Source organism: Pantoea sp. JGM49, assembly GCF_018257655.1.
Taxonomy (GTDB): Bacteria; Pseudomonadota; Gammaproteobacteria; order Enterobacterales; family Enterobacteriaceae; genus Pantoea; species Pantoea communis.
Map to the genome: position 1 here is coordinate 195,351 of NZ_JAERJM010000004.1, position 25,715 is coordinate 221,065.

21 protein-coding genes are annotated in these 25,715 nt (G+C 56.6%); 14 read left to right on the plus strand and 7 right to left on the minus strand.

The genetic code is table 11. The features are described from left to right. From nirB to JK231_RS09055, 6 genes are all read left to right on the plus strand, one after another. Complete coding sequence (gene nirB, locus JK231_RS09030; RefSeq protein WP_211728408.1) at positions 1-4,068, plus strand: nitrite reductase large subunit NirB; 4,068 nt, start codon at positions 1-3, stop codon at positions 4,066-4,068. Further along, positions 4,065-6,668: a nitrate reductase gene (locus JK231_RS09035; protein ID WP_211728409.1), complete on the plus strand. Its 2,604-nt coding sequence runs from the start codon at positions 4,065-4,067 to the stop codon at positions 6,666-6,668. The genes nirB and JK231_RS09035 overlap by 4 nt, the downstream gene beginning before the upstream one ends. 11 nt (positions 6,669-6,679) lie before the next feature. Beyond that, positions 6,680-7,501, plus strand: a complete 822-nt coding sequence (cobA, locus tag JK231_RS09040) for a uroporphyrinogen-III C-methyltransferase (protein ID WP_211728410.1) — start codon at positions 6,680-6,682, stop codon at positions 7,499-7,501. A gap of 87 nt (positions 7,502-7,588) precedes the next feature. Further along, positions 7,589-8,740 (plus strand): flagellar biosynthesis protein FlhB, encoded by a 1,152-nt coding sequence (flhB, locus tag JK231_RS09045; protein ID WP_211728411.1) that lies wholly within the window; start codon positions 7,589-7,591, stop codon positions 8,738-8,740. After that, the gene (gene flhA, locus JK231_RS09050; RefSeq protein WP_058960198.1) at positions 8,733-10,820 is read left to right on the plus strand and encodes a flagellar biosynthesis protein FlhA; all 2,088 of its coding nucleotides are present in this window, start codon (positions 8,733-8,735) and stop codon (positions 10,818-10,820) included. Before flhB ends, flhA begins: the two co-directional genes overlap by 8 nt. Positions 10,821-10,823: 3 nt before the next feature. Next, positions 10,824-11,228, plus strand: coding sequence for a flagellar protein FlhE (locus JK231_RS09055; RefSeq protein ID WP_097116846.1), 405 nt, complete (start codon positions 10,824-10,826; stop codon positions 11,226-11,228). Positions 11,229-11,263: 35 nt separating this feature from the next. Here the strand turns inward: JK231_RS09055 and argS are convergent, their stop codons facing one another. Both argS and JK231_RS25650 read right to left on the minus strand, forming a co-directional pair. After that, positions 11,264-12,994, minus strand: coding sequence for an arginine--tRNA ligase (gene argS / locus JK231_RS09060; protein WP_045832925.1), 1,731 nt, complete (start codon positions 12,992-12,994; stop codon positions 11,264-11,266). 168 nt (positions 12,995-13,162) lie between these two features. Beyond that, entirely contained in the window at positions 13,163-13,285 is a 123-nt protein-coding gene (locus JK231_RS25650) for a hypothetical protein (RefSeq protein ID WP_007889544.1), read from the minus strand. A gap of 313 nt (positions 13,286-13,598) precedes the next feature. Between JK231_RS25650 and JK231_RS09065 the strand changes: the two genes are divergently transcribed. Beyond that, the gene (locus JK231_RS09065; protein ID WP_160832842.1) at positions 13,599-14,159 is read left to right on the plus strand and encodes a VOC family protein; all 561 of its coding nucleotides are present in this window, start codon (positions 13,599-13,601) and stop codon (positions 14,157-14,159) included. Here JK231_RS09065 and JK231_RS09070 read toward each other — a convergent pair. Next, a complete protein-coding gene (locus JK231_RS09070) occupies positions 14,156-15,295 on the minus strand; it encodes a PatB family C-S lyase (protein WP_097116848.1) in 1,140 nt (379 codons plus the stop codon). The two genes, JK231_RS09065 and JK231_RS09070, sit on opposite strands and share 4 nt — an antisense overlap. 85 nt (positions 15,296-15,380) lie before the next feature. Between JK231_RS09070 and cutC the strand changes: the two genes are divergently transcribed. Both cutC and JK231_RS09080 read left to right on the plus strand, forming a co-directional pair. Beyond that, complete coding sequence (cutC, locus tag JK231_RS09075) at positions 15,381-16,133, plus strand: copper homeostasis protein CutC (RefSeq protein ID WP_160832822.1); 753 nt, start codon at positions 15,381-15,383, stop codon at positions 16,131-16,133. Positions 16,134-16,302: 169 nt separating this feature from the next. After that, complete coding sequence (locus JK231_RS09080) at positions 16,303-17,163, plus strand: hypothetical protein (protein ID WP_160832823.1); 861 nt, start codon at positions 16,303-16,305, stop codon at positions 17,161-17,163. A 41-nt stretch (positions 17,164-17,204) separates the two neighbouring features. On the opposite strand, the gene JK231_RS09085 is transcribed toward JK231_RS09080, so the two are convergent. Beyond that, positions 17,205-18,302, minus strand: coding sequence for a glycerol dehydrogenase (locus JK231_RS09085; RefSeq protein WP_211728412.1), 1,098 nt, complete (start codon positions 18,300-18,302; stop codon positions 17,205-17,207). A 175-nt stretch (positions 18,303-18,477) separates the two neighbouring features. Here JK231_RS09085 and JK231_RS09090 point away from each other — a divergent pair, with 175 nt between their 5' ends. Next, the gene (locus JK231_RS09090) at positions 18,478-19,098 is read left to right on the plus strand and encodes a LysE family translocator (protein ID WP_160832825.1); all 621 of its coding nucleotides are present in this window, start codon (positions 18,478-18,480) and stop codon (positions 19,096-19,098) included. Positions 19,099-19,101: 3 nt separating this feature from the next. Here the strand turns inward: JK231_RS09090 and cmoB are convergent, their stop codons facing one another. The 3 genes from cmoB to JK231_RS09105 form a co-directional block, all read right to left on the minus strand. Then, on the minus strand, positions 19,102-20,070 hold the full coding sequence (gene cmoB / locus JK231_RS09095) for a tRNA 5-methoxyuridine(34)/uridine 5-oxyacetic acid(34) synthase CmoB (RefSeq protein WP_211728413.1): 969 nt from the start codon (positions 20,068-20,070) through the stop codon (positions 19,102-19,104). Then, complete coding sequence (gene cmoA, locus JK231_RS09100) at positions 20,067-20,795, minus strand: carboxy-S-adenosyl-L-methionine synthase CmoA (RefSeq protein WP_160832826.1); 729 nt, start codon at positions 20,793-20,795, stop codon at positions 20,067-20,069. Before cmoA ends, cmoB begins: the two co-directional genes overlap by 4 nt. 77 nt (positions 20,796-20,872) lie before the next feature. Beyond that, entirely contained in the window at positions 20,873-21,694 is an 822-nt protein-coding gene (locus tag JK231_RS09105; RefSeq protein ID WP_097116853.1) for a DUF72 domain-containing protein, read from the minus strand. 232 nt (positions 21,695-21,926) lie between these two features. Between JK231_RS09105 and aspS the strand changes: the two genes are divergently transcribed. From aspS to ruvC, 4 genes are all read left to right on the plus strand, one after another. Continuing rightward, the gene (aspS, locus tag JK231_RS09110; protein WP_160869631.1) at positions 21,927-23,708 is read left to right on the plus strand and encodes an aspartate--tRNA ligase; all 1,782 of its coding nucleotides are present in this window, start codon (positions 21,927-21,929) and stop codon (positions 23,706-23,708) included. Beyond that, a complete protein-coding gene (nudB, locus tag JK231_RS09115) occupies positions 23,708-24,139 on the plus strand; it encodes a dihydroneopterin triphosphate diphosphatase (protein WP_034828648.1) in 432 nt (143 codons plus the stop codon). The genes aspS and nudB overlap by 1 nt, the downstream gene beginning before the upstream one ends. A gap of 241 nt (positions 24,140-24,380) precedes the next feature. Beyond that, positions 24,381-25,124 (plus strand): YebC/PmpR family DNA-binding transcriptional regulator, encoded by a 744-nt coding sequence (locus JK231_RS09120; protein ID WP_034828649.1) that lies wholly within the window; start codon positions 24,381-24,383, stop codon positions 25,122-25,124. 37 nt (positions 25,125-25,161) lie between these two features. Beyond that, positions 25,162-25,689 carry a crossover junction endodeoxyribonuclease RuvC gene (gene ruvC / locus JK231_RS09125; protein WP_211728414.1) on the plus strand — a complete coding sequence of 176 codons (528 nt, stop codon included), beginning with the start codon at positions 25,162-25,164 and terminating at the stop codon, positions 25,687-25,689. Positions 25,690-25,715: the final 26 nt, after the last annotated feature.

The following is a 25,715-nucleotide window of genomic DNA, read 5'->3' on the forward strand; positions in this document are numbered from 1 at the left end:
ATGACTCAGCAGCTGGTGGTGATCGGTAACGGGATGGCGGCGATGCGCATGGTGGAAACCTTGCTGCAACGTGCGCCGGGCCGCTATGCCATCACGGTGATTGGCCGTGAAGCACAGGGCAATTACAACCGCGTGCTGCTGTCACCGGTGCTGTCTGGGGAAAAAGCCTTCGCGGACACGCTGATCCACACGCCGGAATGGTATGTCGCACATGACGTACAACTGCTGATGGGTGAAGAAGCGCTGCAGGTGGATCTCACCGCACGGACGGTGTTCACCGATCAACGCACGCTGCACTGGGACAAGCTGGTGTTTGCCTGTGGATCCCAACCCCGTATGCCGGATCTGCCGGGAGTTGAGCGCCCGCAGGTGTTGGGATTTCGCACCTTGCGCGATGTCGACACCATGCTGGCGCAGGATGGACCGGTGGTGGTGCTGGGCGGCGGGTTGATTGGGGTGGAAGCCGCTGCGGCGCTGCGTCTGCGCGGGCGCGATGTCACGCTGCTGCATCATCGTCCCTGGCTGTTGGATCGCCAGCTGGATCAACAGGCGGGCGCGCTATTGAAACAGCATCTCACTCAGCGCGGGATCCACTGCCGTCTCGGCGTGTCGCTGCAATCGATCCAGCGCGCTCACGTGACGCTCACCGATGGCACGTTGCTGCCCGCGCAGCAGATGGTGATGGCGATTGGCGTGGTGCCTGAAATCGCCCTGGCGCAGCAGGCTGGCGTGCCATGCCAGCGCGGCATCATCGTTAACCGTCAGCTGCAAACCCAGGTCGCTAACGTCTATGCGCTGGGCGAATGCTGTGAAATCGACGGTGAGACCTTTGGCCTGGTAGCGCCGTGCCTGGCTCAGGCCGACGTGCTGGCGGCACAGCTGACCGGCGCGCCAGTGGCGGATTTTTACCATCAGGAGAGCGGTACGCGGCTCAAAGTCACCGGCATTGAGATGTTCAGCGCGGGCGACATCCGTGAAGGCGACTCTATTACCAGTTTTGATCCTTTCGACGGCCACTATCGCCGTCTGTTCTTACGCGATGGCGCCCTGCGCGGCGTGCTGCTGTTTGGCGACAGTCAGGGTGCCAGTTCGCTGCTAACCCAATTACAACAGGCAGAACACGTGGACATTCACGCGCTGTTTGGTCTGGAGAATCCCTTAACGCAGCCGTGTGCTGCAGGAAGCAATGTCATGAGCAAACCTCTTCTCGCCGTGGTGGGTCACGGTATGGTCAGCCACCATTTTCTTGAGCAGCTGGTGAGTCGTGAACTGCACCAGCACTATCACATCGTGGTGTATGGCGATGAGCCGCAGATGGCGTATGACCGCGTGCACCTCACCGAGTACTTCACCGGCAAAAGTGCCGACGATCTCTCGCTGGTGAGCGAGAACTTCTTCGAGCAACACGGGATAGAGTTGCGCACGGGTTGCGAAGTGCTGGCGATTGATACCGACAAGCGCAGCCTGCGCGATGCCAGCGGTGCGGAACTGGCGTGGGATAAGCTGGTGCTGGCCACCGGATCGATGCCGTTTGTGCCGCCGGTGCCAGGACGTGAAAGCCCACGCTGTTTTGTCTATCGCACTCTGGCCGATCTCGATGCGATTGCCGCTTGCGCCAAACAGGCCACGCGCGGCGTGGTGATCGGCGGAGGTTTGCTGGGTTTGGAAGCGGCCAACGCCCTGAAGCAACTCGGGCTGGAAACCCACGTGGTGGAGTTTGCCCCGCGTCTGATGGCGGTGCAGCTGGATGATGGCGGGGCGCAAATGCTGCGCGGCAAAATCAGCGCACTGGGCGTGCAGATCCACACCAGTAAACAGACCGAAGCGATTGAAAGTCAGCCGGAAGGCAGCGTGCTGCTGCGCTTTGCCGATGGCAGCGTACTGGAAACCGATCTGGTTGTGTTCTCCGCCGGTATCCGACCACGCGATACTTTGGCGCGTACGGCGGGGATTCAACTCGGCGATCGGGGTGGCATTGCCATCAACGATGGCTGTGAAACCAACGTGGCCGGCGTTTATGCGATTGGCGAGTGTGCACTGTGGCAAGGTCAGATTTTTGGCCTGGTGGCGCCAGGCTATCAAATGGCGCGCGTGCTGGCAGCGCAGCTGGCGCAGGAGGAGCTGGTATTCGGCGGCGCGGACATGAGCACCAAGCTTAAACTGCTCGGTGTGGAAGTGGCCTCCTTTGGTGATGCGCATGGCCGCACGGCTGACAGTCAAAGCTATCACTGGACTGACAATCCCAAAGGCATCTACAAAAAACTGGTGGTGTGCAAAGACAGCAAAACCTTGCTCGGCGGTGTGCTGGTGGGTGACAGCGGTGATTACAGCAGTCTGCTTCAGATGATGCTCAATAAGATGCCGCTGCCGAGTGAACCAGAAAGCCTGATCCTGCCGCAGCTGGCAGGGGTGCCATCCAAAGCGTTGGGGGTAGCGGCGTTGCCGGAAGCCGCGCAGATCTGCTCATGCCACAACGTCAGCAAGGGGGATATTTGTGCAGCCGTGCAGGGCGGTTGTGGCGATATGGCCGCAATCAAAAGCTGCACCAAAGCGGCCACCGGCTGTGGCGGCTGTAATGCGCTGGTGAAACAGGTGATGGAGCTCGAGCTGGCGAACCAAGGCGTGGTGGTCAAAAAGGATATCTGCGAGCACTTTGCCTACTCACGCCAGGAGCTGTATCACCTGATTCGCGTCGGTAATATTACCACCTTTGATCAACTGATCCAGCAGCATGGTCGTGGCCACGGCTGTGAAGTGTGCAAGCCGCTGGCGGGCTCGCTGCTGGCCTCGTGCTGGAACGAGTACCTGCTGAAACCCCAGCATCTGCCGTTGCAGGATACTAATGACCGCTACTTTGCCAACATCCAGAAAGACGGCACCTACTCGGTGGTGCCGCGCGTGCCCGCTGGGGAGATCACGCCCAAGGGACTCATTGCCATTGGCGAAGTGGCGGCCCGTTACGATCTCTACACCAAAATCACTGGCGGCCAGCGCATCGATTTGTTTGGTGCACGGCTGGATCAGTTGCCCGACATCTGGGAAACACTGATCGCTGCTGGCTTTGAAACCGGCCACGCCTACGGCAAATCGCTGCGCACCGTGAAGTCCTGTGTCGGCTCGACCTGGTGTCGGTATGGCGTGCAGGACTCGACCGCTTTCGCTATCGCGCTGGAGAATCGCTACAAGGGGCTGCGTGCGCCACACAAAATCAAAATGGCGGTGTCGGGCTGTACCCGAGAGTGTGCTGAAGCGCAGAGCAAGGACATTGGGGTGATCGCCACCGACAAAGGCTGGAACCTCTATGTCTGTGGCAATGGGGGGATGAAGCCGCGTCACGCTGACCTGTTCGCCAGCGATCTGGATGATGAAACGCTGTTGCGCTATGTGGATCGCATTCTGATGTTTTATGTGCGCACCGCTGACCGTCTGCAGCGCACCAGCGTGTGGATGGACAACATGGAGGGCGGACTGGATTACCTGCGCAGCGTGATCATCGAGGATGCCCTCGGTATCGGCGACATGCTGGAGCAGGAGATGCAATTGGTGGTGGATCGCTACCAGTGCGAGTGGCAAAGCACGCTGCAGGATCCTTCACGCCGCGCATTGTTCAGTGCAACAGTCAACAGTGAGCAAGCGGATGAAACCCTCAACTATGTGCGCGTGCGCGACCAGCGACAACCCGCGGCCATGGAAATCATTCCAGTGACCACGCTGCCTGCTGAACCCTGGAGTGCGATTTGTGATGTGTCCTCGATTCCTGAGGCAGCAGGGATGGGCGCGCGACTGGGTGGCCAGCGTGTGGCGCTTTTCCGCTTAGGTGAGGCGGTCTACGCGCTGGAGGATATTGAGCCGGGCACGCACGCCAGCGTATTGTCGCGCGGGATTCTCGGCGATGTGGCGGGCGAACCGGTGGTGATTTCTCCGCTTTATAAGCAGCGGATTCGTTTGCGCGATGGGCAGAGTCTGGACAATACCGAGCACCAGCTGCGTTGCTGGCCAGTGCGGGTGGATGGCGGCAAAGTGTGGCTCGGCCATCAGCCCATTCTCGCGCTTGCGGCAGCATCATGAAAACTACCTGTCCTTACTGCGGCGTGGGGTGTGGCGTAGAAGTCAACGCGCCCGATCAGCCGGTGAGCGGGGACCGCCAGCATCCGGCTAACTTTGGCCGCTTGTGCGTGAAAGGCTCAGCGCTGGGTGAAACCCTGTCTCATGAAGGACGTCTGTTGTGGCCGCAGATCCACGGTGAACGCGTCAGCATGGATCGGGCGCTGGATCATGTCGCACAAGGATTGCGCCGTATCATCGATCAGCATGGTCCTCAGGCAGTGGCGTTTTATGGCTCTGGCCAACTTCTGACCGAGGACTACTATACCGCCAACAAGCTGATGAAGGGCTTTATTGGCGCCGCCAATATCGATACCAACTCGCGGCTATGTATGGCGTCGGCAGTGGTGGGCTACAAACGCGCATTCGGTGCCGATGCCGTGCCCTGCTGTTATGAAGATATCGAACAGGCGGATATGGTGGTGCTGGTCGGTTCAAACGCGGCGTGGGCGCATCCGGTGGCGTGGCAGCGGCTGGTGCAGGCGAAAACCGATCGACCAGAAATGCAGTTGGTGGTAATCGACCCACGTCGCACCGCCAGCTGTAATATCGCCGATCTGCATCTGGCCCTGCAGCCGGGGTCGGACAGTGCGCTGTTCGCCGGGCTGCTTAACTGGCTGAGCGACAATGATGCGGTGGATGCAAGCATGCTGCCCCATCTGTCCAACGTCGAAGCCACGCTGGCGGCCTGCAAGGCCTGGGATCTGGCCACAGTCGCCGCCGCCTGCCAGCTCAGCGAGCAAGATATTGTGGCTTTCTGGCAACGGTTTGCCCAGCAACCCCGCGTGGTGACGTTGTGGTGCATGGGAATCAACCAGTCGCAAACCGGCAGTGACAACAATAACGCCATCATCAATGCCCATCTGCTCAGCGGAAAAATCGGCTATGCAGGCGCGGGTCCCTTTTCATTAACCGGACAGCCGAACGCCATGGGCGGGCGTGAGGTCGGTGGCCTCGCCAATCAGCTGGCGGCGCATATGGGGTTCAGCGAAGAGGAAGTGGACCGCGTGAGTCGCTTCTGGAACAGCCCGCAGGTGGCGCGCCAGCCCGGTTTAACGGCGGTTAATCTGTTCAATGCGATTGATCGTGGCGAGGTCAAAGCAGTGTGGATTATGGGCACCAATCCGGCAGTGTCGATGCCTGAGGGGAATCGTGTCGCTCAGGCGTTGGCAAAGTGCGAACTCGTGGTGGTGTCGGAAGTGAGCGCGCGCAGTGATACCGCTGATTTAGCGCACGTCTTGCTGCCCGCGCAAGGGTGGGGCGAGAAAAACGGTACGGTGACCAACTCCGAGCGGCGCATTTCACGCCAGCGAAGTTTTATTGCCCCAGCTGGCGAAGCGAAACCTGACTGGTGGTTACTGGCGCAGGTGGCTCAACGTCTGGGATATACCGAAGCCTTTGCCTGGCAGCATCCCAGCGAAATTTTTGCTGAACATGCGGCGCTGTCTGGCTTCGAAAATCATGGCCGCCGCGCTTTCGACATCAGTGCACTGGCGCATATCACCCGTGAGCAATATGACCAGCTGGCACCCGTGCAGTGGCCGCTTAACGACCGCGCACCGAGTGGCACCGCACGGCTGTTTGCCAATCGTCGTTTCTTCCACGCGGATGGCAAAGCACGTTTGCTGCCGCCCGCCATTCCGGTTAAGACGCTCACCAGTGCGCGTTACCCCTTATTGATGAATACCGGACGCATTCGTGACCAATGGCACACCATGACGCGCACCGGCAACGTGCCGCGCCTGATGCAGCATTACGATGAGCCTTTTGTCGCGCTGCACCCGCACGATGCGGCGGCATATGGCCTAAGTCAGGGCGATCTCACTCGCATGCAGTCGGCATTGGGCTGGTGGAGTGGTCGTGTGGTGATCGACAGTGGCTTAACCCGCGGCCAGCTGTTTGTCCCGATGCACTGGACGCGTCAGTTTAGTGCGCAGGCGAATGTCGACGGATTAATAGCGGCTCAATGCTGTCCCGACTCGGGGCAACCTGCGTTGAAGCAGACCGCAGTGCGTTTGCAACCGCTGCGTCCGTTGTGGCAGGGATGGTTGTTCATGCCTGAGGTGATAACACCATCGAAACTGCTGTATTGGTCGCGTGCGCCGCAACAGGGAGCACAGCGTTATGTGCTGGCGGGTGAGGCGCAGGCAGCAGATTGGTTGATGCAGTTACCCGCTATGCAGGAAGTGCAGTGGCAACAGGCGCAGGCGGGACAGCAGTTACACATGCTGGGCTGGCGCAGCGGACGTTTGGTGTGTGCGTTTTATGCTGCGCCCTGGTTGCCAGAGATTGATCATGGCTTCGTGGCGCGAGCCTTCACGGAGACGCCAACGTCTCCTCAGCTGCGTCATGCGCTATTGGGTGGGCGTCCGGCTCAGGGGGAAAGCCAGGGCCGGACAATTTGCAGCTGTTTCGGCGTGGGAGAAGTGGCGATCCGTGGGGCGATCGAGCAGGGCTGCGGCTCGCCAGCGGCACTGGGGGCAGCGTTAAAGTGCGGCACCAACTGTGGCTCCTGTATTCCGGAACTTAAAAACTTACTGGCAACCCTGCGCGTGGCGCAGTAGCGGAGAACATCATGACTCAGGCCATTGAGCGTCTTGAAAAACTGTTCAATTTCCAAAGTGGGGACTCGGCGCCGGGCTGCGTGTGGCTGGTGGGCGCAGGGCCGGGTGATGTCGAATTACTGACGCTGAAAGCACTACGCCTGATTAAAAGCGCTGATGTGGTGGTGTATGACCGCCTGGTAAGCGACGAGATCATGGCTGAAGTGCCGTCCTCGACGCTGTCGATCGATGTCGGTAAAAAGCCCGGTAGCCATGGCCTGAAGCAGGCGCAGATCAATCAGCTATTGGCCGATCTGGCGGCCAGTGGGCGGCGAGTGGTGAGGTTGAAGGGCGGCGATCCCTTTATTTTTGGGCGCGGCGGAGAAGAGATGCTGTTTCTGCAGCAGGCGGGTATTACCTGCCAGATAGTGCCCGGCATCACTGCCGCAGCAGGTTGTGCGGCAGCCAGCGGCATTCCGCTGACGCATCGCGACTGTGCGCAGTCTTTACGGCTAATCACCGGGCACGGCAAAAGCGGTGAGCCACAGCTGGATGATGCCAGTTTAGCCGCCAGCAATCAGACGCTGGTGTTTTACATGGGATTGAAATGGAGCGCCAGCATCAGCGCCCAGTTGCAGGCGCACGGTCGCGCTGCCAATACGCCGGTGGCGATCATTGAAAATGGCACGCGCCCTGACCAGCGCGTGATGGTGACCACTCTGGCGGATCTGACCGTCACCATTGCGCGTGAGCAGGCGCAATCCCCGGCACTGTTGCTGGTGGGTGAAGTGGTACGCTTTTATCGGCAGCCACAAAGCGCCGATCTCAACGCAATTTCACTTATGGCTAAATAAACTCGTATTTTCCCCCCTTAATCCACGCTTTAGCCTTGGCGGGTTTTGGCATCCTATGCTCAGAATTCCTGCCAGCTGAGGTATGTCGTGGCTGAAGAGAGCGACGAGGACAAAACAGAATCGCCCACGGCGCACCGACTAGAGAAGGCGCGAGAAGAGGGGCAGATTCCGCGATCGCGCGAGCTGACATCGATACTGATGCTGCTGGCGGGCTTGCTGATCCTGTGGCTCGGCGGCGAACTGATGGCTGAACAGCTGGCCAGCATGTTGGCCACTGGCTTTCGTTTCGATCATGCCATGGTGACCGATGACAAAATGATCATCGCCCACATTAGCAACCTGATCGGCCAGGCAGTGATGGCGCTGCTGCCGTTGATGGCAGGCCTGGTGATTGTGGCGATAGCTGCACCGATGCTGCTGGGTGGGATCAATATCAGCGGTAAATCGATCAAGCTGGATTTCAACAAGCTGAATCCGTTGAGTGGTCTTAAACGCATGGTTTCCTCACAGACCTGGGCGGAACTGCTAAAAGCCATTTTGAAGGCGGTGCTGGTGGGTCTGGTGGGTGGCTGGTACATCTGGTCGCACTGGCAGGAGATGCTGCGGTTAATCAGTGAATCACCCACCAACGCGCTCCATCACGGTTTAACCATGATCGCCATTAGCTGTGCGTTGATCATGCTGGGCCTGGTGCCCATGGTCGGTTTCGACGTGTTCTGGCAGCTCTACAGCCATTTCAAAAAGCTGAAAATGTCCCGCCAGGAAATCCGCGACGAACACAAACAAAACGAAGGTGACCCGCACGTCAAAGGGCGCATTCGTCAGGCGATGCGTGCGGCGGCCCGTCGTCGCATGATGGCAGATGTACCGAAAGCCGACGTTATCGTCACCAACCCAACGCACTACTCGGTGGCGTTGCAGTATCAGGAAGGCAAGATGAGCGCGCCAAAGGTGATTGCGAAAGGGGCCGGGGATATTGCGCTAAAAATTCGTGAGCTGGCAAAAGAACATCGCATTCCGATTTTAGAAGCACCGCCGCTGGCGCGTGCGCTGTATCGACACACGGAAATTGGTCAGTTCATCCCCGGCGCGCTTTACGGTGCCGTGGCGGAAGTGCTGGCCTGGGTATGGCAACTGCGTCGCTGGAAACGCGAAGGTGGCTTGATCCCAACTAAACCAAAACAGCTGCCGGTTCCGGCAGACATGGACTTTGCAGGAGAGAACAGAAACGATGGCTAATCTGGCCGAAAAGCTGCGTTTACCGGGCAACTTTAAAGACACGCAGTGGAAGGTGCTGGCTGGACCGATACTGATCATGTTGATCCTGTCGATGATGGTGCTGCCGTTACCTGCCTTCATTCTCGACCTGCTGTTCACCTTCAACATTGCCTTATCGATCATGGTGTTGTTGGTGGCAATGTTTACCCAGCGTACGCTGGAATTCGCGGCATTCCCGACCATTCTGCTGTTCTCAACGTTGCTGCGCCTGGCGCTGAACGTCGCCTCAACCCGTATTATCCTGCTCGAGGGCCATACGGGTGCCGATGCCGCCGGACGCGTGGTTGAAGCTTTCGGCCACTTCCTCGTGGGCGGTAACTTTGCCATCGGTATCGTGGTGTTCATCATCCTCGTTATCATCAACTTTATGGTTATCACCAAAGGTGCCGGACGTATCGCCGAAGTGGGCGCGCGTTTTGTGCTGGATGGGATGCCCGGTAAGCAGATGGCGATCGATGCTGACCTTAACGCCGGTTTAATCGGGGAAGAGGAAGCCAAACGTCGTCGTAGCGAAGTGACCCAGGAAGCCGATTTCTACGGCTCAATGGACGGTGCGAGTAAATTCGTACGTGGTGACGCCATCGCCGGTATTTTGATTATGGTGATTAACGTCATCGGCGGTCTGCTGGTGGGCGTAGTGCAGCACGGCATGGATCTGGGGCACGCAGGTGAAACCTATACACTGCTGACCATCGGTGATGGATTGGTGGCACAGATCCCGGCGCTGGTCATCTCTACCGCTGCGGGTGTTATCGTGACGCGCGTCAGCACCGATCAGGATGTGGGCGATCAGATGGTCTCCCAGCTGTTTAGCAATCCGCGCGTGTTGATGCTGAGTGGTGGTGTTATCGGTCTGCTCGGCCTGGTGCCGGGTATGCCCAACTTTGTCTTCCTGCTGTTTACCGCCGCGTTGCTCGGTCTGGCCTGGTGGCTGCGCGGTCGAGAGATGAAACCGAAGACTACCTCTGAACCTTCTAGTCTGGTCAAAACGCAGGAGACACCCGCCACGGTGGAAGCTTCCTGGAAAGACGTGCAGCTGGAAGATTCGCTGGGTCTCGAAGTGGGTTATCGCCTGATTCCCATGGTTGACCATTTGCAAAACGGTGAGCTGCTGGGTCGCATCCGCAGTATCCGTAAAAAAGTCGCACAGGAGGTGGGCTTCCTGCCGCCGGTGGTGCACATCCGTGACAACATGGAGTTGCCGCCTGCGCGTTACCGCATCCTGATGAAAGGCGTGGAAATTGGCAGCGGTGATGCCTATCCTGGGCGCTGGATGGCGATCAACCCTGGTACTGCAGCCGGTTCTTTGCCGGGTGAACCGACCGTCGATCCTGCCTTCGGTTTAGCGGCAATCTGGATCGATAGTGCGCTGAAAGAGCAGGCGCAGATTCAGGGCTTTACCGTGGTAGAAGCCAGTACCGTGGTGGCAACGCATCTTAACCACCTGATTGGTCAATACGCCAGTGAACTGTTTGGTCGTCAGGAAGCGCAACAGCTGCTGGATCGCGTGACCCAGGAGATGCCGAAGCTGACGGAAGATCTGGTGCCGGGCGTTATCACCCTGACCACCCTGCACAAAGTGCTGCAGAACCTGTTAATTGAGCGTGTTTCGATCCGCGATATGCGCACCATCATCGAAACCCTGGCGGAACATGCGCCGGTCCAGACCGATCCACAAGAGCTGACCAGCGTGGTACGTGTGGCGCTGGGCCGTGCGATTACTCAGCAGTGGTTCCCAGGTAACGGTGAAGTGCAGGTGATTGGACTGGATGCCACCTTAGAGCGTCTGCTGCTGCAAGCGTTACAGGGCGGTGGGGGGTTAGAGCCCGGCCTGGCCGATCGTCTGTTAGTGCAGACGCAGGGTGCATTGCAACAGCAAGAGATGACGGGTGCACCACCAGTGCTGCTGGTGAACCATCCGCTGCGTGCCTTGCTGGCGCGCTTCCTGCGCCGCAATCTGCCACAGTTGGTGGTGCTGTCAAATATGGAGCTGACCGACAATCGCCAGATCCGTATGACCGCCACCATTGGGGGCAAATAACCGATGCGCCGTTGGTGTTGGACTCTAATGATGTTGCCGATGATGGCGCTACCGCTCTATGTGGATGCAGCAGGATCCTGGCATGACAGTGCCAGTGGTCCGAGCCTCGGCGTGCGCGGCAACTGGCACACGACGCCAGCTTTAAAAGCACCTTCGCCCGCAGTGGGCACTATTACGGTGGTGAACTGGCGTTACCAGTTGAGCCGTCCAGCCCCCTCGGGGCTGATCGTGCGTTTGTGTGCGACTCAGCGTTGCGTAGAGATTGAGGGCGGCAGTGGTTCAACGCGTAGCCTGGCGAATATTCCGGCTGACGAGACGCTGCATCTGGCGTTCGGTTTTCAGGGGAAGGGCGCGTTACCGCCGGGATTGCGAGTGGTGAGCAGTGAAGTGACGGTGAATTACCAATAGCCAATAAAAAACCCGCCGAGGCGGGTTTTTTGTTACTACATACGCTCGACGGTTTTGATACCCAGCGTATCCAAACCTTGTTTCAGCGTTTTAGCGGTCAATGCAGCCAGTTGCAGACGGCTGTTACGCACCTGCTCATCCTCGGCGGAGAGGATTGGACAGTGCTCGTAGAAGCCTGAAAACAGGCCTGCCAGATCGTACAGGTAAGCACACATCACATGCGGCGTGCCATCACGCGCAACCTGGGTGATCACTTCTTCAAACTGCAACAGGCGAGTTGCCAGTTGCGCTTCACGCTCTTCGGTCAGCACGATGTCGCCGCTCAGGCTGTCAGCTTCAATGCCGGCTTTACGGAACACAGAAAGCACGCGCGTGTAGGCATATTGCATGTATGGTGCAGTGTTGCCCTCAAACGCCAGCATGTTATCCCAGTCGAAGATGTAATCGGTGGTGCGGCTTTTTGACAGATCGGCATATTTCACCGCGCCGATACCCACCACTTCCGCCAGATCTTTCAGCTCCTGCGCTGACATTTCCGGGTTTTTCTCGCTGACCAGCGCATGCGCACGCTCAACGGCTTCATCCAGCAGATCGGCCAGCTTAATGGTGCCACCGCTACGGGTTTTAAATGGACGGCCATCTTTGCCCAGCATCATGCCAAACGCATGGTGCTCCAACGGCACAGACTCGGGCACGTATCCGGCTTTACGCACAATGGTCCACGCCTGTTGCAGATGTTGATGCTGGCGCGAATCGATGTAGTAAAGCACGCGGTCGGCATGCAACGTCTCATAGCGGTATTTGGCGCAGGCGATATCGGTGGTGGTGTAGAGGTAGCCGCCATCCTTTTTCTGGATGATCACGCCCATCGCTTCGCCTTCCTTGTTTTTGAACTCATCAAGGAACACCACGGTTGCGCCTTCGCTGGTTACGGCCAGCCCTTTTTCACGCAAATCGCTTACGATGCCAGGCAACATATCGTTGTACAGGCTTTCACCCATCACATCTTTACGCGTCAGCGTCACGTTCAGGCGGTCATAGACTTCCTGATTCTGGCTCATGGTGATATCCACCAGTTTTTTCCACATTGCACGGCAATATTCGTCGCCGCCTTGCAGTTTCACCACATAACCACGGGCGCGTTCGGCGAAGGCTTCGTCCGCATCATAGGTGACCTTGGCTTCCCGGTAGAACTCTTCCAGATCCGCCAGCGCGATATCTTCGTGGTGCTCATTCTGCTGCTTTTCCAGATAGGCAATCAGCATACCGAACTGAGTACCCCAATCGCCGACGTGGTTGGCGCGGATCACGTTGTGGCCGAGAAATTCCAGCGTACGTACCGCAGCGTCACCGATGATAGTGGAACGGACGTGACCGACGTGCATCTGCTTGGCGACGTTGGGTGCCGAGTAGTCAATGACAACGGTTTGTGGCTTGAGGCTGCTGACGCCAAGGCGCGGCAATTGCAGGGCCTGCGCGGCCTGGGTAGCCAACCAGTTGCGATCGAGGAAGATATTAATGAAGCCGGGGCCGGCGATTTCGACTTTGCTGGCGATGCCGGCGAGATCCAGATGCTGAATCACCTGTTCAGCCAGCTGGCGCGGAGCCTGACCGAGCTTTTTCGCCACAGCCATGATACCGTTCGCCTGATAATCGCCGAACTGCACTTTAGCCGACTGACGAACCTGAGGTTCACAATCTGCTGGCGCACCCGCCGCTACCATTGCCTGACCGACTTTATCGGATAGAAGAGCCTGAATATTCACCGCGTTACCTTCATATGCTGAAAAGGCCCGCCAGTGGCGGCGAGCCGATGCCTTCATCCCGCAATAGCGCGGCGGGACGGAAAAATAAGAGGGGAAGTATACGTGAAATGTTAAAGTGCGTCAGCTTTTAGCATGCGCAATGGCGGGTAACAGCAACCCGCGCGCCGGTTAACGGCGACGCGGGTGACGACGAGGATTTTTAACGCTTTTGTCTTCACGCACCTTCCAGTGGCGGGAAATTGCAAATCCCATCAATGCAATCAGGACCGCGACAACAATGAGCATAGACATAGAGCCATTCCTTGTAGTTGTGAAACACAAATTTATAAGAAAGGGTATCAAGCTGCAATTGTTTGCAACTGAAATAAGACTTATCTCATTGTATTAATTATCGTTAATATTAACAGTGATTTAAGGTGTTTTCATAAAGTAACCGCTGGACCTATTTAGGCGAATAATCCTAAAGAGAGGGCCTATTTATGCGGTTTCAGGTCTTTTTCATGATGAAATCGGAGGAATCCGGCGATTTTGTCAAGCGGATTCTGAAGCGCTGCTGTTTTTAAATTGATTAAAATAATTGAATTGATATTGATGTGTCTGGAGTATTGAGATGAATTTTCCTGCTGAACTGAGTGATTTAGAACAAGACCTGGCTCGATTTGAGCACTCCTTGCAGCAATTTGCTGAAAGATTAGGGCTGCGGTTATCCGAACATGAGGCCGATCACCTGGCGGTGCGCTGCCATCAGTTCGCCACGGCGGAGCGCTGGAAGGCGGGATTGCAGCAGATGGGCAGTCAGTTTTCCGAAGCCATGATCAACGGACGCCCGATCTGCTTGTTCAAATTGCATCAGCCGTTAACGATCGCTGGATGGCAGGTCGATGTGATTGAGTTACCCTGGCCGGGTGAGAAATTGTATCGCCATGAAGGCTGGGAACATGTGGAAATCGTGTTGCGCGGTGAGCCCGAAACATTGGGTGTGCGCGCGATGGCATTGCTCTCCGATCATGCACTGACGCAACCCGGCATTTCGTTCAAAACCAGCGCGCCAAAAGGTGAGCATGAGCGTTTGCCCAACCCGACACTGGCGGTGACGGACGGGCAAACCACCATCAAGTTTCATCCCTGGCGACTGGAAGAAATTGTCGCCAGTGAACAAGGCTAACGCCGTGCCATGACTGCGCTATGCAATCGGCTCACCGCCTGTTCCAGTAAGACGCGAGTACAGCCGAAGTTAAAGCGCACGAAGTTGTCATCACCAAAATCGCGGCCGGGTGAAAAACCGAGGCCGTGTTTTTCAAAATAGAGCGCGGGGCTGGCCACATCCAGCTGGCTGGCATCAATCCAGCCAAGATAGGTCGCTTCGGGCGAATTCATGTGCAATTCGGGGAGTGCATTCACCTGCGCCACCAGCCAGTCGCGATTCGCCCGCAGGTATTGGATTTGCGCCTCCAGCCATGCATCACCTTCACGCCAGGCTGCTTCTGCTGCCACCAGTGCGAGAATATCGACCCCTGGCACAATACCTTCGCGTACCTGTTTAAACCGTTTGCGTAATTCAGGGTTGGGGATAATCGCCATTGATGCGCCGAGACCAGCGATGTTGAAGGTTTTCGAGGGCGATATCAGCGTAATGCTGCGCTGTGCAGCATCATCACTCAATGCTGCAAAAGGAATATGGCGGGCATCGGGCGACAAAATCAAATCACAGTGAATTTCATCAGAACAAACGATTAAATCGTGTTGCTGAGCGAACGCCAGTTGCGCCTCCAGTTCCTCGCGACGATACACGGTGCCGCCGGGGTTTTGCGGATTGCACAGCATCAGCAGGCGTTCATTGCCCTGCATCGCAGCCGTATCGAGATCGACGACCCAGCGGCCATGCTGTAAATGCAGCGGCAAGTTGATCTGTTCACGCTCGGCGAGTTTTGAGGCCGCGCGGAACGGTGGATAAATCGGCGTTGGCGCGACTGTGCGTTGCCCAGCCTCGGTAAACGCGCGGACCGAAAGGTTCAGACCACTGACGACGCCAGGCAGCATAACGATCCATTCCGGCTGAATATGCCAGTTGTAGCGCTGCGCCAGGCGGGAAACAGTGATATCAATCAATCCTGTGGGTGTGCCGCCATAGCCAAAAACACCGTGATCGGCGCGTTTTTTAATGGCCTCAATAATGCAGGGCGGCGAGCGAAAATCCGTGTCTGCAACCCATAAAGGCAGCACATCACGATCGCCATATTTGTGCCACTTCAAACTATCGCTGTGACGACGGTCTATCCATTGATCAAAATCGAATGCCATAGTGAGGTTTCCACGTAAACTGTCCAATTAAGCAGACTAACTCAAGCCATCCTCTCGAGCCAGAAGTCATGAAAAGGAGCAAGCTATGACGAAACTGGAAATTTGTTGCTACGGCATCGACTGTGCAATGACTGCACAGCAGTCCGGTGCCGATCGCGTGGAACTGTGCAGTGCCCCACGCGAAGGCGGGCTGACGCCGTCAGCTGGCGTGCTGGAAGCCGCACAACGTGAACTGTCCATACCGGTTCACCCGATTGTTCGCCCGCGTGGCGGCGATTTTTGTTACACCGCACAGGAATTTGAGGTGATGAAATCCGATGTTGCACTGATGCGTGAACTCGGTTTCCCTGGCGTGGTGATCGGCATGCTGGATGAAGATGCCCATGTTGATATTGCGCGCATGCGGCAGATCATGGCGCTCAGTGATGGCATGGCGGTGACCTTCCACCGCGCTTTTGATTTGTGCCACAGCCCCAAACGTTCGCTGGACGTACTGACGGATTTAGGCGTTGCGCGTATTTTGACTTCCGGCCAGCAGCAGAGCGCAGAAACTGGAATTGCATTGTTGCGGGAACTAAATGAACTGAGCACGGGTCCAATTATTATGGCCGGTGCGGGTGTTCGTTTGAGCAATTTGCAGAAATTTATCGATAGTGGTCTGCAGGAAGTTCACAGCTCCGCCAGCCGACTGGTTGCTTCGCCGATGCGCTACCGTAAAGCCGGTGTCTCCATGTGCTCCGAAGCAGAAGTCGACGAATTCAGCCGAACTTGTGTCGACGGCGATGTGGTCGAAGCGATGAAAAGCATGCTGGAAATGACCGCAGTTCGTGTCGCCTGAGTTCGCACCCCTTTTGCCGCGCAGCACGCCAAAACTCTGACGTGATGTTTGCAAGTACCAAACCCCAGTGAGTTTTGCTGGGGTTCTTTTTGTCTGCTGTACAGCCGTTGATAGCGCATTGTTAAAAAAGATGCTTTGATTACTTTATGGCTTAGCGCGGATAACATTCATGAAATCCTACTCTTGTGCTGTTTTAGTGCTGTTGTTTCCCTTGTCTGGTTCAGCGCTGGCGGTGAGCAGTGCCTGTCCGCCTCTGAGCAAAAATATTACCAGCAGCAACAACTGGATCATGCTGGGTGGTGATGCCAAAGGCGCGGTACGTCAGGTCGTAGCCGGTGAGTTTGGTAAAGATGTCGATTCGCAAAAACGCGTGCTGGGGCAGTTCGATCAGTGCGGGGATTTGATGGTTGCCGACATTACGTATGACAAGAACGAAGGCAACGTGGTGCTGACCATGGAACAGCACATCGCCCGCGTGCAGCGAGGTTGGGTGGCGGAGTATGCCTACCTGGTCAAAGTGGTAAAAGCGGGCAAAGAGGAAGTGGTGGATAACCGTCAGGGCACCATCAGCTGGCAAATGGGTCAACATGGCAACATCATCAGTTCTTCCGACAAATTTACCAGCATGGGCAAGGATGGCTTCACCGATACCACTTACCGCTACGACAAACATTTTCGTCTGGAGAAAAGCGTCGCGCGCGGCAGTGATGTGATGACCAACGGAGAGAGCACCTGGCGCTGGAATCCACAAGGGCTGGTCACCTCATCGTCCAGTGCACGCGGTAAAGACACCTATAGTTATGATAAGCAGTGGCGAGAGCTGCGGCTTAATGGCTTCGCTACCACGCCTGTCAGTACCTTAAGTTCAGTTGACGAGTGTCAGTTATGGGATGAGGTGGGCAACTGTACGCTAAGTTATCTGCATGAAACCGAGGTGTTTGCTAAAGGCACCATCGAGCGCCACCTGAGTTCTGCGTACAAATATCAGTACTGGGATCGCCCGCCAGCCGTAGCGGATGACGGGGAGTAAACGCGGTTGGTCCGGGCGCACCGTGGTGCGCCCAACCTCTTTTACTGCACGGTTTTACTGAAGGCATCCACTGCGACAATCGCGTTGGCAATGTCTTCTGGCGACAAGTTCGGGTTGAGGTTTTTCAATGTATCCCCCTCGCTGTTTGCCAGCGCCCCGACGCGCAGCAGATTCTCCCAGGACTCGTTCTCCAGATGCAGCTCTTTCAAGGTGGTCGGCATTTTGATGGAACGGTAGAAGCGGATATAACGCGCAATCTCCTCATCCGGACGCTGCTCCAGCACCATCTGCGTCAGCGTGCCGTAAGCGACTTTCTCGCCGTGCGTCAGATGATGGATATCGCCATCAATCGCGGTAAAGCCATTATGAATGGCGTGCGCACCCGCCAATCCGGCATTCTCGAATCCGAGTCCTGAAAGCAGGGTATTGGCTTCCACCACGGCTTCGACGGCTGGCGTCACGCGTTTTTCACTCACAGCGGTGTAAGCACTGTAGCCCCATGTCAGGAGCGTCTCTTCACAGGCGCGCGCAATCGCGGTGCCTGCAATGGTCGGATCGCCGTTGACCATCGATTTGGCATGCGAGCGCAGCACGGCCTGAGCCTCCACCCAAGTGGCCAGACCATCGGCAATGCCGGAGGCGAACAAGCGGGCTGGCGCACCAGCGCAAACAGCGGTATCCACCAGCACCAGATCCGGGTTTTTGCTGTAGAAGCGATAGCTTTCGAATACGCCGCTGTCGGAATAGATCACGGACAAGGCGCTGCAGGGTGCATCCGTCGAGGCCACGGTTGGTACTATGGCGGCCGGCTGCTTAAGCTCATCCGCAATCGCTTTTACGGTATCCAGCGTTTTACCGCCGCCAAGGCCCACCACCACATTGCTGCCTTGTGATTTCGCCAGTTGCGTTAAACGATTGATCTCGTTGCTGGAGGCTTCACCGTTAAACTGCTGCCAGCTGAACTCAATGCCCGCCGCTTTTAACGTTTTCTGTGTGCGTTCACCAATTAGTTTCCAGACGATGTCATCGGCGACCAAAAATGCATGCTGGCCCAGCTCGGCCACATAGGTCCCCAATTCATCCAGCACACCTGCACCCTGAACATACTTACGCGGAGAAGAAAAAATGAATTTACTCATAGCGACAACTCCTTGATGTGAGAAAAGCCGTTAACGATAAAGTGACACAGATAAATGACGGAGATTTAACCATTACTGGCAAGTTGAGAATTATTATCAATTACTGACGGAAGGTAACTATCGTCAAGATGTTGCGGCAAGGTTAAGATAGCGGCGAACTGACAGGGAGCTCGCCATGACACTGATATTTTCATTTCTTTTTGCCATTACTATTCTGACGTTAACGCCAGGCTTTGATACCGCGCTGGTGCTGCGTTCCGCAGCCGCGCAAGGCTGGAAACGGGCATCAGCCACCGCATTGGGTGTCACCATGGGCTGTCTGGTGTGGGGCGTTGCGGTGGGACTGGGTCTCGGCGCGCTGCTGCTGGCTTCCGAAATGGCGTATAACCTGTTGAAGTGGGTCGGCGCCGCCTATCTGCTCTATCTCGGCATTAAACTGCTGCTGAATCCCCGCACCCAGGCGGAAGAGAGTCAGAGTGTGCAGGGCAAAGAGCAAAGCTATTTCGCCTGCTTCTCGCGAGGATTATTCGGCAATCTGTTAAATCCGAAAGTCGGTGTGTTTTATGTCACTTTCCTGCCACAGTTTATTCCGGCCGGTGCGTCAGTGGCGCTATGGTGCACCCTGATGGCGTTAACGCATATGATGATTGGCCTGGTATGGAATGCGATATTGATTGGCGGCAGTCAGTATTTTGCGGCGCATCTGCGTCGTCCAACAGTGCTGAAAGTGATGGATCGTTTGGCGGGCTGTGTGTTTATCGGTTTCGCCGCGAAGCTGGCGCTGTCGCGGCGTTAAGCATTACGGCTTGCGTGCCACCAGTACCGCGCGTAGCGGTGCTGGATAACCTTCAATGGTTTTGCTGCTGTCGTTAGGATCAAGGAACTCGGCCAGTGATTCGCTGGTCATCCAGCTGGTGCGACGTTGCTCTTCCACTGACGTCACCGCGTAATCCGCGATGCGCACATCGACAAATCCACACTTCTCCAGCCAGCCCTTCAACGCGGCAGCGGACGGAATAAAGTAAACGTTGCGCATCTGCGCATAGCGTTCACCCGGCACCAGAACGGTGTTTTCATCGCCCTCAACGACCAGCGTTTCCAGCACCAGCTCTCCCTCGCTCACCAGCTGGTTTTTCAACTGCAATAAATGATCGAGCGGCGAGCGGCGGTGATACAGCACACCCATCGAAAACACCGTGTCGAAAGCCTGCAAGGCGGGCAGTTGTTCGATGCCAAGTGGCAGCAGATGGGCGCGACGATCGTCTCCCAGCAGCTTACGCACCGCTTCGAACTGACACAGGAACAGCTGCATCGGATCGATGCCGACCACCAGCTTCGCGCCTGCGCCGATCATGCGCCACATGTGATAGCCGCTACCGCAGCCGACATCCAGCACCGTGCGGTGGGTTAATGGCGAGATATGCGGCAGCACGCGATCCCATTTCCAGTCCGAGCGCCATTCGGTATCAATCTCGGTGCCGTAAAGGGAATAAGGACCTTTGCGCCAGGGCATCAGGTTGCGCAACAGGTTTTCAATACCAAGACGTTGGCGATCGGTGAGATCGTCAGCCGTGGCCGTGACGCTGTTGACCAGATCCAGCGTTTGCGGGTTCAGCAGCGGCAGGTAATCCACTGACTTTTCCCAGTCGCGGAATTTACCGTGCAGATTCTCGCGCTGCCAGACTGCGACTTGTGCGGGTAAAACTTCCAGCCAGCTCGCCAATGGGCCGGTGGCGATTTGCTGATAAAAACGGCCAAAATCAATCATTTCAACGCTACCAAAGAACCAAAGTTAAAGCACTGGAACCACAATTCCGCATGGGCAAAACCGGCGTCTTTCAGACGCGCTTTATGCGCTTCTACACTGTCGGTGAGCATGACGTTTTCTAGCATGCTGCGTTTCTGGCTGATTTCCAGTTCGCTATAACCGTTAGCACGCTTGAAGTCGTGATGCATGTTGAACAGCAGTTCGCCCACTTCGCCATCTTCAAAGCTGAATTTCTCAGACAGCACCAGCGCACCGCCGGGGTTCAGGCCTTTAGCGATCTTTTTCAGCAGTTCCAGGCGCGCAGGCGGCTCAAGAAATTGCAGAGTAAAGTTCAGCACCACCATTGAAGCATTCTCAATATGGATATCCTGAATATCCGCTTCAATCACCTGCACCGGCGTATCTGCGCGGAAGGCATCAATATGGCGGCGGCAACGCTCCACCATCGCCGGAGAGTTATCCACGGCAATAATCTGGCAGCCCGGCACATGAATATTACGGCGCACTGAGAGCGTGGCGGCACCGAGCGAGCAGCCGAGATCGTAAACCTGGCTATCAGGCTTCACAAAGCGTTCTGCCAGCATGCCAATCATCGAAATGATGTTGGAATAACCCGGCACCGAGCGCTGAATCATATCGGGAAAGACTTCAGCCACGCGCTCGTCAAAGGTCCAGTCACCCAGCTTATCGATGGGTGCGGAAAATAGCGTATCGCGGTCAGACATAATGAAAAGTCCGGAGAGAGGAATCGGAAAGGGCGCTATTCTGTCAGAAAGTCCCGCAGGCTGCACCCGCTTTGAGTTTAGAACAAGCTGCTTTGTTGCGGCCAGTCGGGCAGATTGCGCAGCGAAGGCTCAAGTTGCAGCAACTGAGGCCACAGCGCCTGCAGTAAGGGGAACACTTCGCCCATATCCGGCGTATGGATAAACAGCATCGGATCGCTGTCCGCCTGCCATTCTGCCAGTTTATTTTGCCACGGCTGAAACAGCGGCACGCTCTCTTCCACGCTGTCACTGCCGATAAAGCGCACCATCGGTTGCGAACCGCTGCGCACGGCATGCGGTGGCACGCGCGGTTTTTTCGCCCGGGCGTCCACGGCGGCGGCGCTTTGCGAAGTCGAGGCGTGCACCGGACGGCTATCGAGGATCACGCGATTCACGCCGCGTTCCAGCAGGCCACGGTTGAACGCGCGCTCAGCCTCGCCTTTGGCAAAAAACTGCTCGTGGCGCACTTCAACGCCGTAACTAAACCCGCGCGGCAGGCTATCGAGGAACAGCCACAAGTCTTTCAGTTGCGTGGGTGAGAAGGTCGCCGGCAGTTGCAGCCAATACTGCCCGATGCGCTGGCTCAACGGATCGAGCAAGCGGAAGAATTCGTTCAGCAGTTCATCGCAGTTCCGAAGCGCGGCTTTGTGGCTGATGCTGTTGGGAAATTTAAAGCAGAAGCGAAAGTCATCGTGAGTCATATCGCGCCAGCGCATCACTGCTTCCGGCGAGGGCAGCGCATACAGCGTGGTGTTGCCTTCCACGCAGTCAAACAGCTGGGCGTAATCCGCCAGGGTTTCCAGCCCATACTGCTTCCAGCGGGGATGCTGCCATTGTGGTAATCCAATGCGAAGTGTCAAACGCGGCTCCTGATCCTTTTACGGGCGGGAATAGGCCGGGTAATGTACCCTGTTTTGGTGTCGGCAGGAAAATCCGCGCGATAAACCGCAATGTTTTGCCCGCTTTGATCTGGCTCTACTTATCCTGCCTGGGTTTTTCCATTATAATAGCCGCCTTTTTTGCGACAGCATCTCAGAAGGTTACGCGGCCTGATGCTGTCTGGCAGCAGCGGCGAAGTTAAAAGGATACGTTATGCGTACAGAATATTGCGGACAGCTCAATCTGTCTCACGTGGGTCAGCAAGTCACTCTCTGCGGTTGGGTTAACCGCCGTCGCGATCTGGGCAGCCTGATTTTTATCGATATGCGCGACCGTGAAGGTATCGCTCAGGTATTCTTCGACGCCGATCATCAGGACGCTTTCCAGCTGGCCTCTGAGCTGCGTAACGAATTCTGTATCCAGATCACCGGCACCGTGCGTGCGCGTGAAGAGAAAAACCGCAACAGCGATATGGCCACCGGCGATGTCGAAGTGTTTGCCCATGCGCTGAACATCATCAACCGCGCTGAACCTCTGCCGCTGGACTCTAACCAGACCAACAGCGAAGAAGCGCGTCTGACCTATCGCTATCTGGACCTGCGTCGTCCGGAAATGGCACAGCGTCTGAAAACCCGTGCGAAAATCACCAGCTTCGTGCGTCGCTTTATGGATAACGAGGGCTTCCTCGATATCGAAACCCCGATGCTGACCAAAGCCACGCCAGAAGGTGCGCGTGACTATCTGGTGCCAAGCCGCGTGCACAAAGGCAAATTTTACGCGCTGCCGCAGTCCCCACAGCTGTTCAAACAGTTGCTGATGATGTCCGGTTTCGATCGCTATTATCAGATCGTTAAATGCTTCCGTGATGAAGACTTGCGTGCAGACCGTCAGCCAGAATTCACCCAAATCGACGTGGAAACCTCTTTCATGACCGCCGAGCAGGTGCGTGAAAAGATGGAGCGTCTGATTCGTGAACTGTGGATGGACGTGAAAGGCGTGGATCTCGGTGACTTCCCGCAAATGACTTTTGCTGAAGCTATGAACCGTTACGGTTCTGACAAACCCGATCTGCGCAACCCAATGGAGCTGGTGGACGTGGCTGACCTGCTGAAAAGCGTGGAATTCCAGGTGTTTGCAGGCCCGGCTAACGATCCGAAAGGTCGTGTTGCCGCGCTGCGTGTGCCGGGTGGCGCAGCGCTGACGCGTAAGCAGATTGATGAGTACACCAAATTTGTTGAGATCTATGGCGCCAAAGGTTTGGCGTGGATGAAGATCAACGAGCGTGCAAAAGGCTTCGAGGGTGTACAGAGCCCGGTGGCGAAGTTCCTGACGCCTGAAATCGTTGAAGCGATTCTGAACCGCACCACTGCACAAGATGGCGATCTGATCTTCTTTGGCGCTGACCGTGCCAAAATCGTCACTGATGCGCTGGGTGCACTGCGTCTGAAAGTGGGCCGTGATCTGAAGATTACTGACGAAAGCATGTGGGCACCGCTGTGGGTCATCGACTTCCCAATGTTTGAAGCGGATGAAGAGGGCGGTCTGGCTGCGATGCACCACCCGTTCACCTCGCCTAAAGAACTGACGGCTGAACAGCTGGCGGTCGACCCGACGCAGGCCGTGGCGAACGCTTACGATATGGTGATCAATGGCTACGAAGTGGGTGGCGGTTCCGTGCGTATCCACAACGGCAACATGCAGCAGACCGTATTCAGCATTCTCGGTATCACCGAAGAAGAGCAGCGCGAGAAGTTTGGCTTCCTGCTGGATGCACTGAAATACGGCACACCACCGCACGCGGGCCTGGCCTTTGGGCTGGACCGTCTGACCATGCTGCTGACCGGCACCGACAACATCCGTGATGTTATCGCGTTCCCGAAAACCACTGCAGCGGCGTGCCTGATGACCGAAGCGCCAAGCGAAGCCAACCCGGCAGCGTTGTTGGATCTCGGCATTCTGGTGGCTCCGAAGAAAGAAAAGTCAGAGAACAAGTAATGGGCTATAAACATCCGGTTTCAGTGCTGGTGGTGATTTTTGCGCGAGATACTGGCCGGGTGTTAATGCTGCAGCGACGGGATGATGAAAGTTTCTGGCAATCCGTAACGGGCAGCCTCGAAGCGGGTGAGAGCCCGCGTCAGGCGGCACAGCGCGAAGTGTCAGAAGAGCTGGGTATCGACGTTGCGGGCGAACAGCTGGTGCTGGACGATTGCCACAAACACATTGAGTTTGAAATCTTCCCGCACTATCGCCATCGCTACGCACCTGGCATCACGCACAACCGCGAACATTGGTTCCGGCTGGCACTCCCGCAAGAGCGTGACCTGCTGCTCACCGAGCATCTCGCCGCGCGCTGGCTCGATCCTGCCGCTGCCGCAGCCCTGACCAAGTCCTGGAGTAATCGCCAGGCAATCGAAGAATTTACCTGAATGCCCGCCGCCGCGCGTTTTTCCGGCGACGAATCAGCTAGATTTCATTTATCCTGCGCAGAGTTTCAACCCTGCGCCCTAATATTGAACAGTCGAGCGTAATCGGCGCAGCGAGGTCGGTTACCGCCAGCGCGCAGCAACCGGAGCGTACTTTTGTATGTGAGGATTGCGAGCACTGCCGGGAATCGAGATCGCAAGTAAGATAGCTCGTGCGAAATAAAAGATCGGAGAAATACTCAAGATGGCTGGACATAGTAAGTGGGCAAATACCAAGCACCGCAAGGCGGCGCAGGACGCTAAGCGCGGCAAAATCTTCACCAAGATCATCCGTGAGCTGGTGACCGCAGCGAAACTGGGCGGCGGCGATGCCGGCTCGAACCCGCGTCTGCGCGCAGCAATGGACAAAGCCCTGTCCAACAACATGACCCGTGACACCATGAACCGTGCGATTGCACGCGGCGTGGGCGGCGAAGATGATTCCAACATGGAAACCATCATCTATGAAGGTTACGGTCCAGGCGGCTCAGCGGTGATGATCGAGTGTCTGAGTGACAACCGTAACCGTACCGTGGGCGAAGTGCGTCACGCCTTCACCAAAACCGGTGGCAACCTCGGCACCGACGGTTCCGTTTCTTACCTGTTCAGCAAAAAGGGTGTGATCTCCTTTGCGCCAGGCCAGGATGAAGATGCGGTCATGGAAGCGGCGCTGGAAGCCGGTGCGGAAGACGTGGTGAGCTACGACGACGGTGCGATTGATGTGTTCACCGCGTGGGAAGAGCTGGGTGCGGTGCGTGATGCGCTGGAAGCCGGTGGCCTGAAGGCGGATACCGCTGAAGTCTCAATGATCCCTTCCACCAAAGCGGAAATGGATGCGGAAACCGCACCGAAACTGCTGCGTCTGATCGACATGCTGGAAGATTGCGACGATGTGCAGGAAGTTTATCATAATGGTGAAATTTCTGATGAGGTCGCGGAAACGCTGTAATGGCGTTTTCCATTAACCTCACAGCCGGAGGCGCGTAGTGGCGATCATTCTCGGGATTGACCCCGGCTCGCGCGTCACCGGTTACGGTGTGATTCGTCAGATTGGCCGCCAGCTCAGCTATCTGGGCAGCGGCTGCATCCGCACCAACGTCACCGATCTACCCTCTCGCCTCAAATTGATTTACGCCGGGGTGACAGAAATCATCACCCAATTCTCGCCAGACTATTTTGCTATCGAGCAGGTATTTATGGCGAAGAATGCGGACTCAGCGCTTAAGCTGGGCCAGGCGCGTGGCGCAGCGATTGTGGCGGCGGTGAATCTCGATTTGCCGGTGTTCGAATATGCAGCGCGTCAGGTCAAACAAACGGTAACCGGCACCGGTGGGGCAGAAAAAAGTCAGGTTCAGCACATGGTGCGCACCTTGCTGAAACTGCCCGCTAACCCACAAGCTGATGCCGCTGATGCGCTGGCGATTGCCATTACCCATTGTCACCTGAGCCAAAACACCACGCGATTGAGTGACGCTAAGCTGGTGATGACGCGTGGGCGATTGCGGTCCGGCTGACGAAAACCCAAACATTGAAGGCTGGA

Excerpts from the sequence above, each read along its gene's own strand:
- nirB (WP_211728408.1), top strand. The coding sequence starts at position 1 with ATGACTCAGCAGCTGGTGGTGATCGGTAACGGGATGGCGGCGATGCGC.
- JK231_RS09035 (WP_211728409.1), top strand. The coding sequence starts at position 4,065 with ATGAAAACTACCTGTCCTTACTGCGGCGTGGGGTGTGGCGTAGAAGTC.
- cobA (WP_211728410.1), top strand. The coding sequence starts at position 6,680 with ATGACTCAGGCCATTGAGCGTCTTGAAAAACTGTTCAATTTCCAAAGT.
- flhA (WP_058960198.1), top strand. The coding sequence starts at position 8,733 with ATGGCTAATCTGGCCGAAAAGCTGCGTTTACCGGGCAACTTTAAAGAC.
- JK231_RS09055 (WP_097116846.1), top strand. The coding sequence starts at position 10,824 with ATGCGCCGTTGGTGTTGGACTCTAATGATGTTGCCGATGATGGCGCTA.
- JK231_RS25650 (WP_007889544.1), bottom strand. The coding sequence starts at position 13,285 with ATGTCTATGCTCATTGTTGTCGCGGTCCTGATTGCATTGATGGGATTT.
- JK231_RS09070 (WP_097116848.1), bottom strand. The coding sequence starts at position 15,295 with ATGGCATTCGATTTTGATCAATGGATAGACCGTCGTCACAGCGATAGT.
- cutC (WP_160832822.1), top strand. The coding sequence starts at position 15,381 with ATGACGAAACTGGAAATTTGTTGCTACGGCATCGACTGTGCAATGACT.
- JK231_RS09080 (WP_160832823.1), top strand. The coding sequence starts at position 16,303 with ATGAAATCCTACTCTTGTGCTGTTTTAGTGCTGTTGTTTCCCTTGTCT.
- JK231_RS09085 (WP_211728412.1), bottom strand. The coding sequence starts at position 18,302 with ATGAGTAAATTCATTTTTTCTTCTCCGCGTAAGTATGTTCAGGGTGCA.
- JK231_RS09090 (WP_160832825.1), top strand. The coding sequence starts at position 18,478 with ATGACACTGATATTTTCATTTCTTTTTGCCATTACTATTCTGACGTTA.
- cmoB (WP_211728413.1), bottom strand. The coding sequence starts at position 20,070 with ATGATTGATTTTGGCCGTTTTTATCAGCAAATCGCCACCGGCCCATTG.
- cmoA (WP_160832826.1), bottom strand. The coding sequence starts at position 20,795 with ATGTCTGACCGCGATACGCTATTTTCCGCACCCATCGATAAGCTGGGT.
- aspS (WP_160869631.1), top strand. The coding sequence starts at position 21,927 with ATGCGTACAGAATATTGCGGACAGCTCAATCTGTCTCACGTGGGTCAG.
- nudB (WP_034828648.1), top strand. The coding sequence starts at position 23,708 with ATGGGCTATAAACATCCGGTTTCAGTGCTGGTGGTGATTTTTGCGCGA.
- JK231_RS09120 (WP_034828649.1), top strand. The coding sequence starts at position 24,381 with ATGGCTGGACATAGTAAGTGGGCAAATACCAAGCACCGCAAGGCGGCG.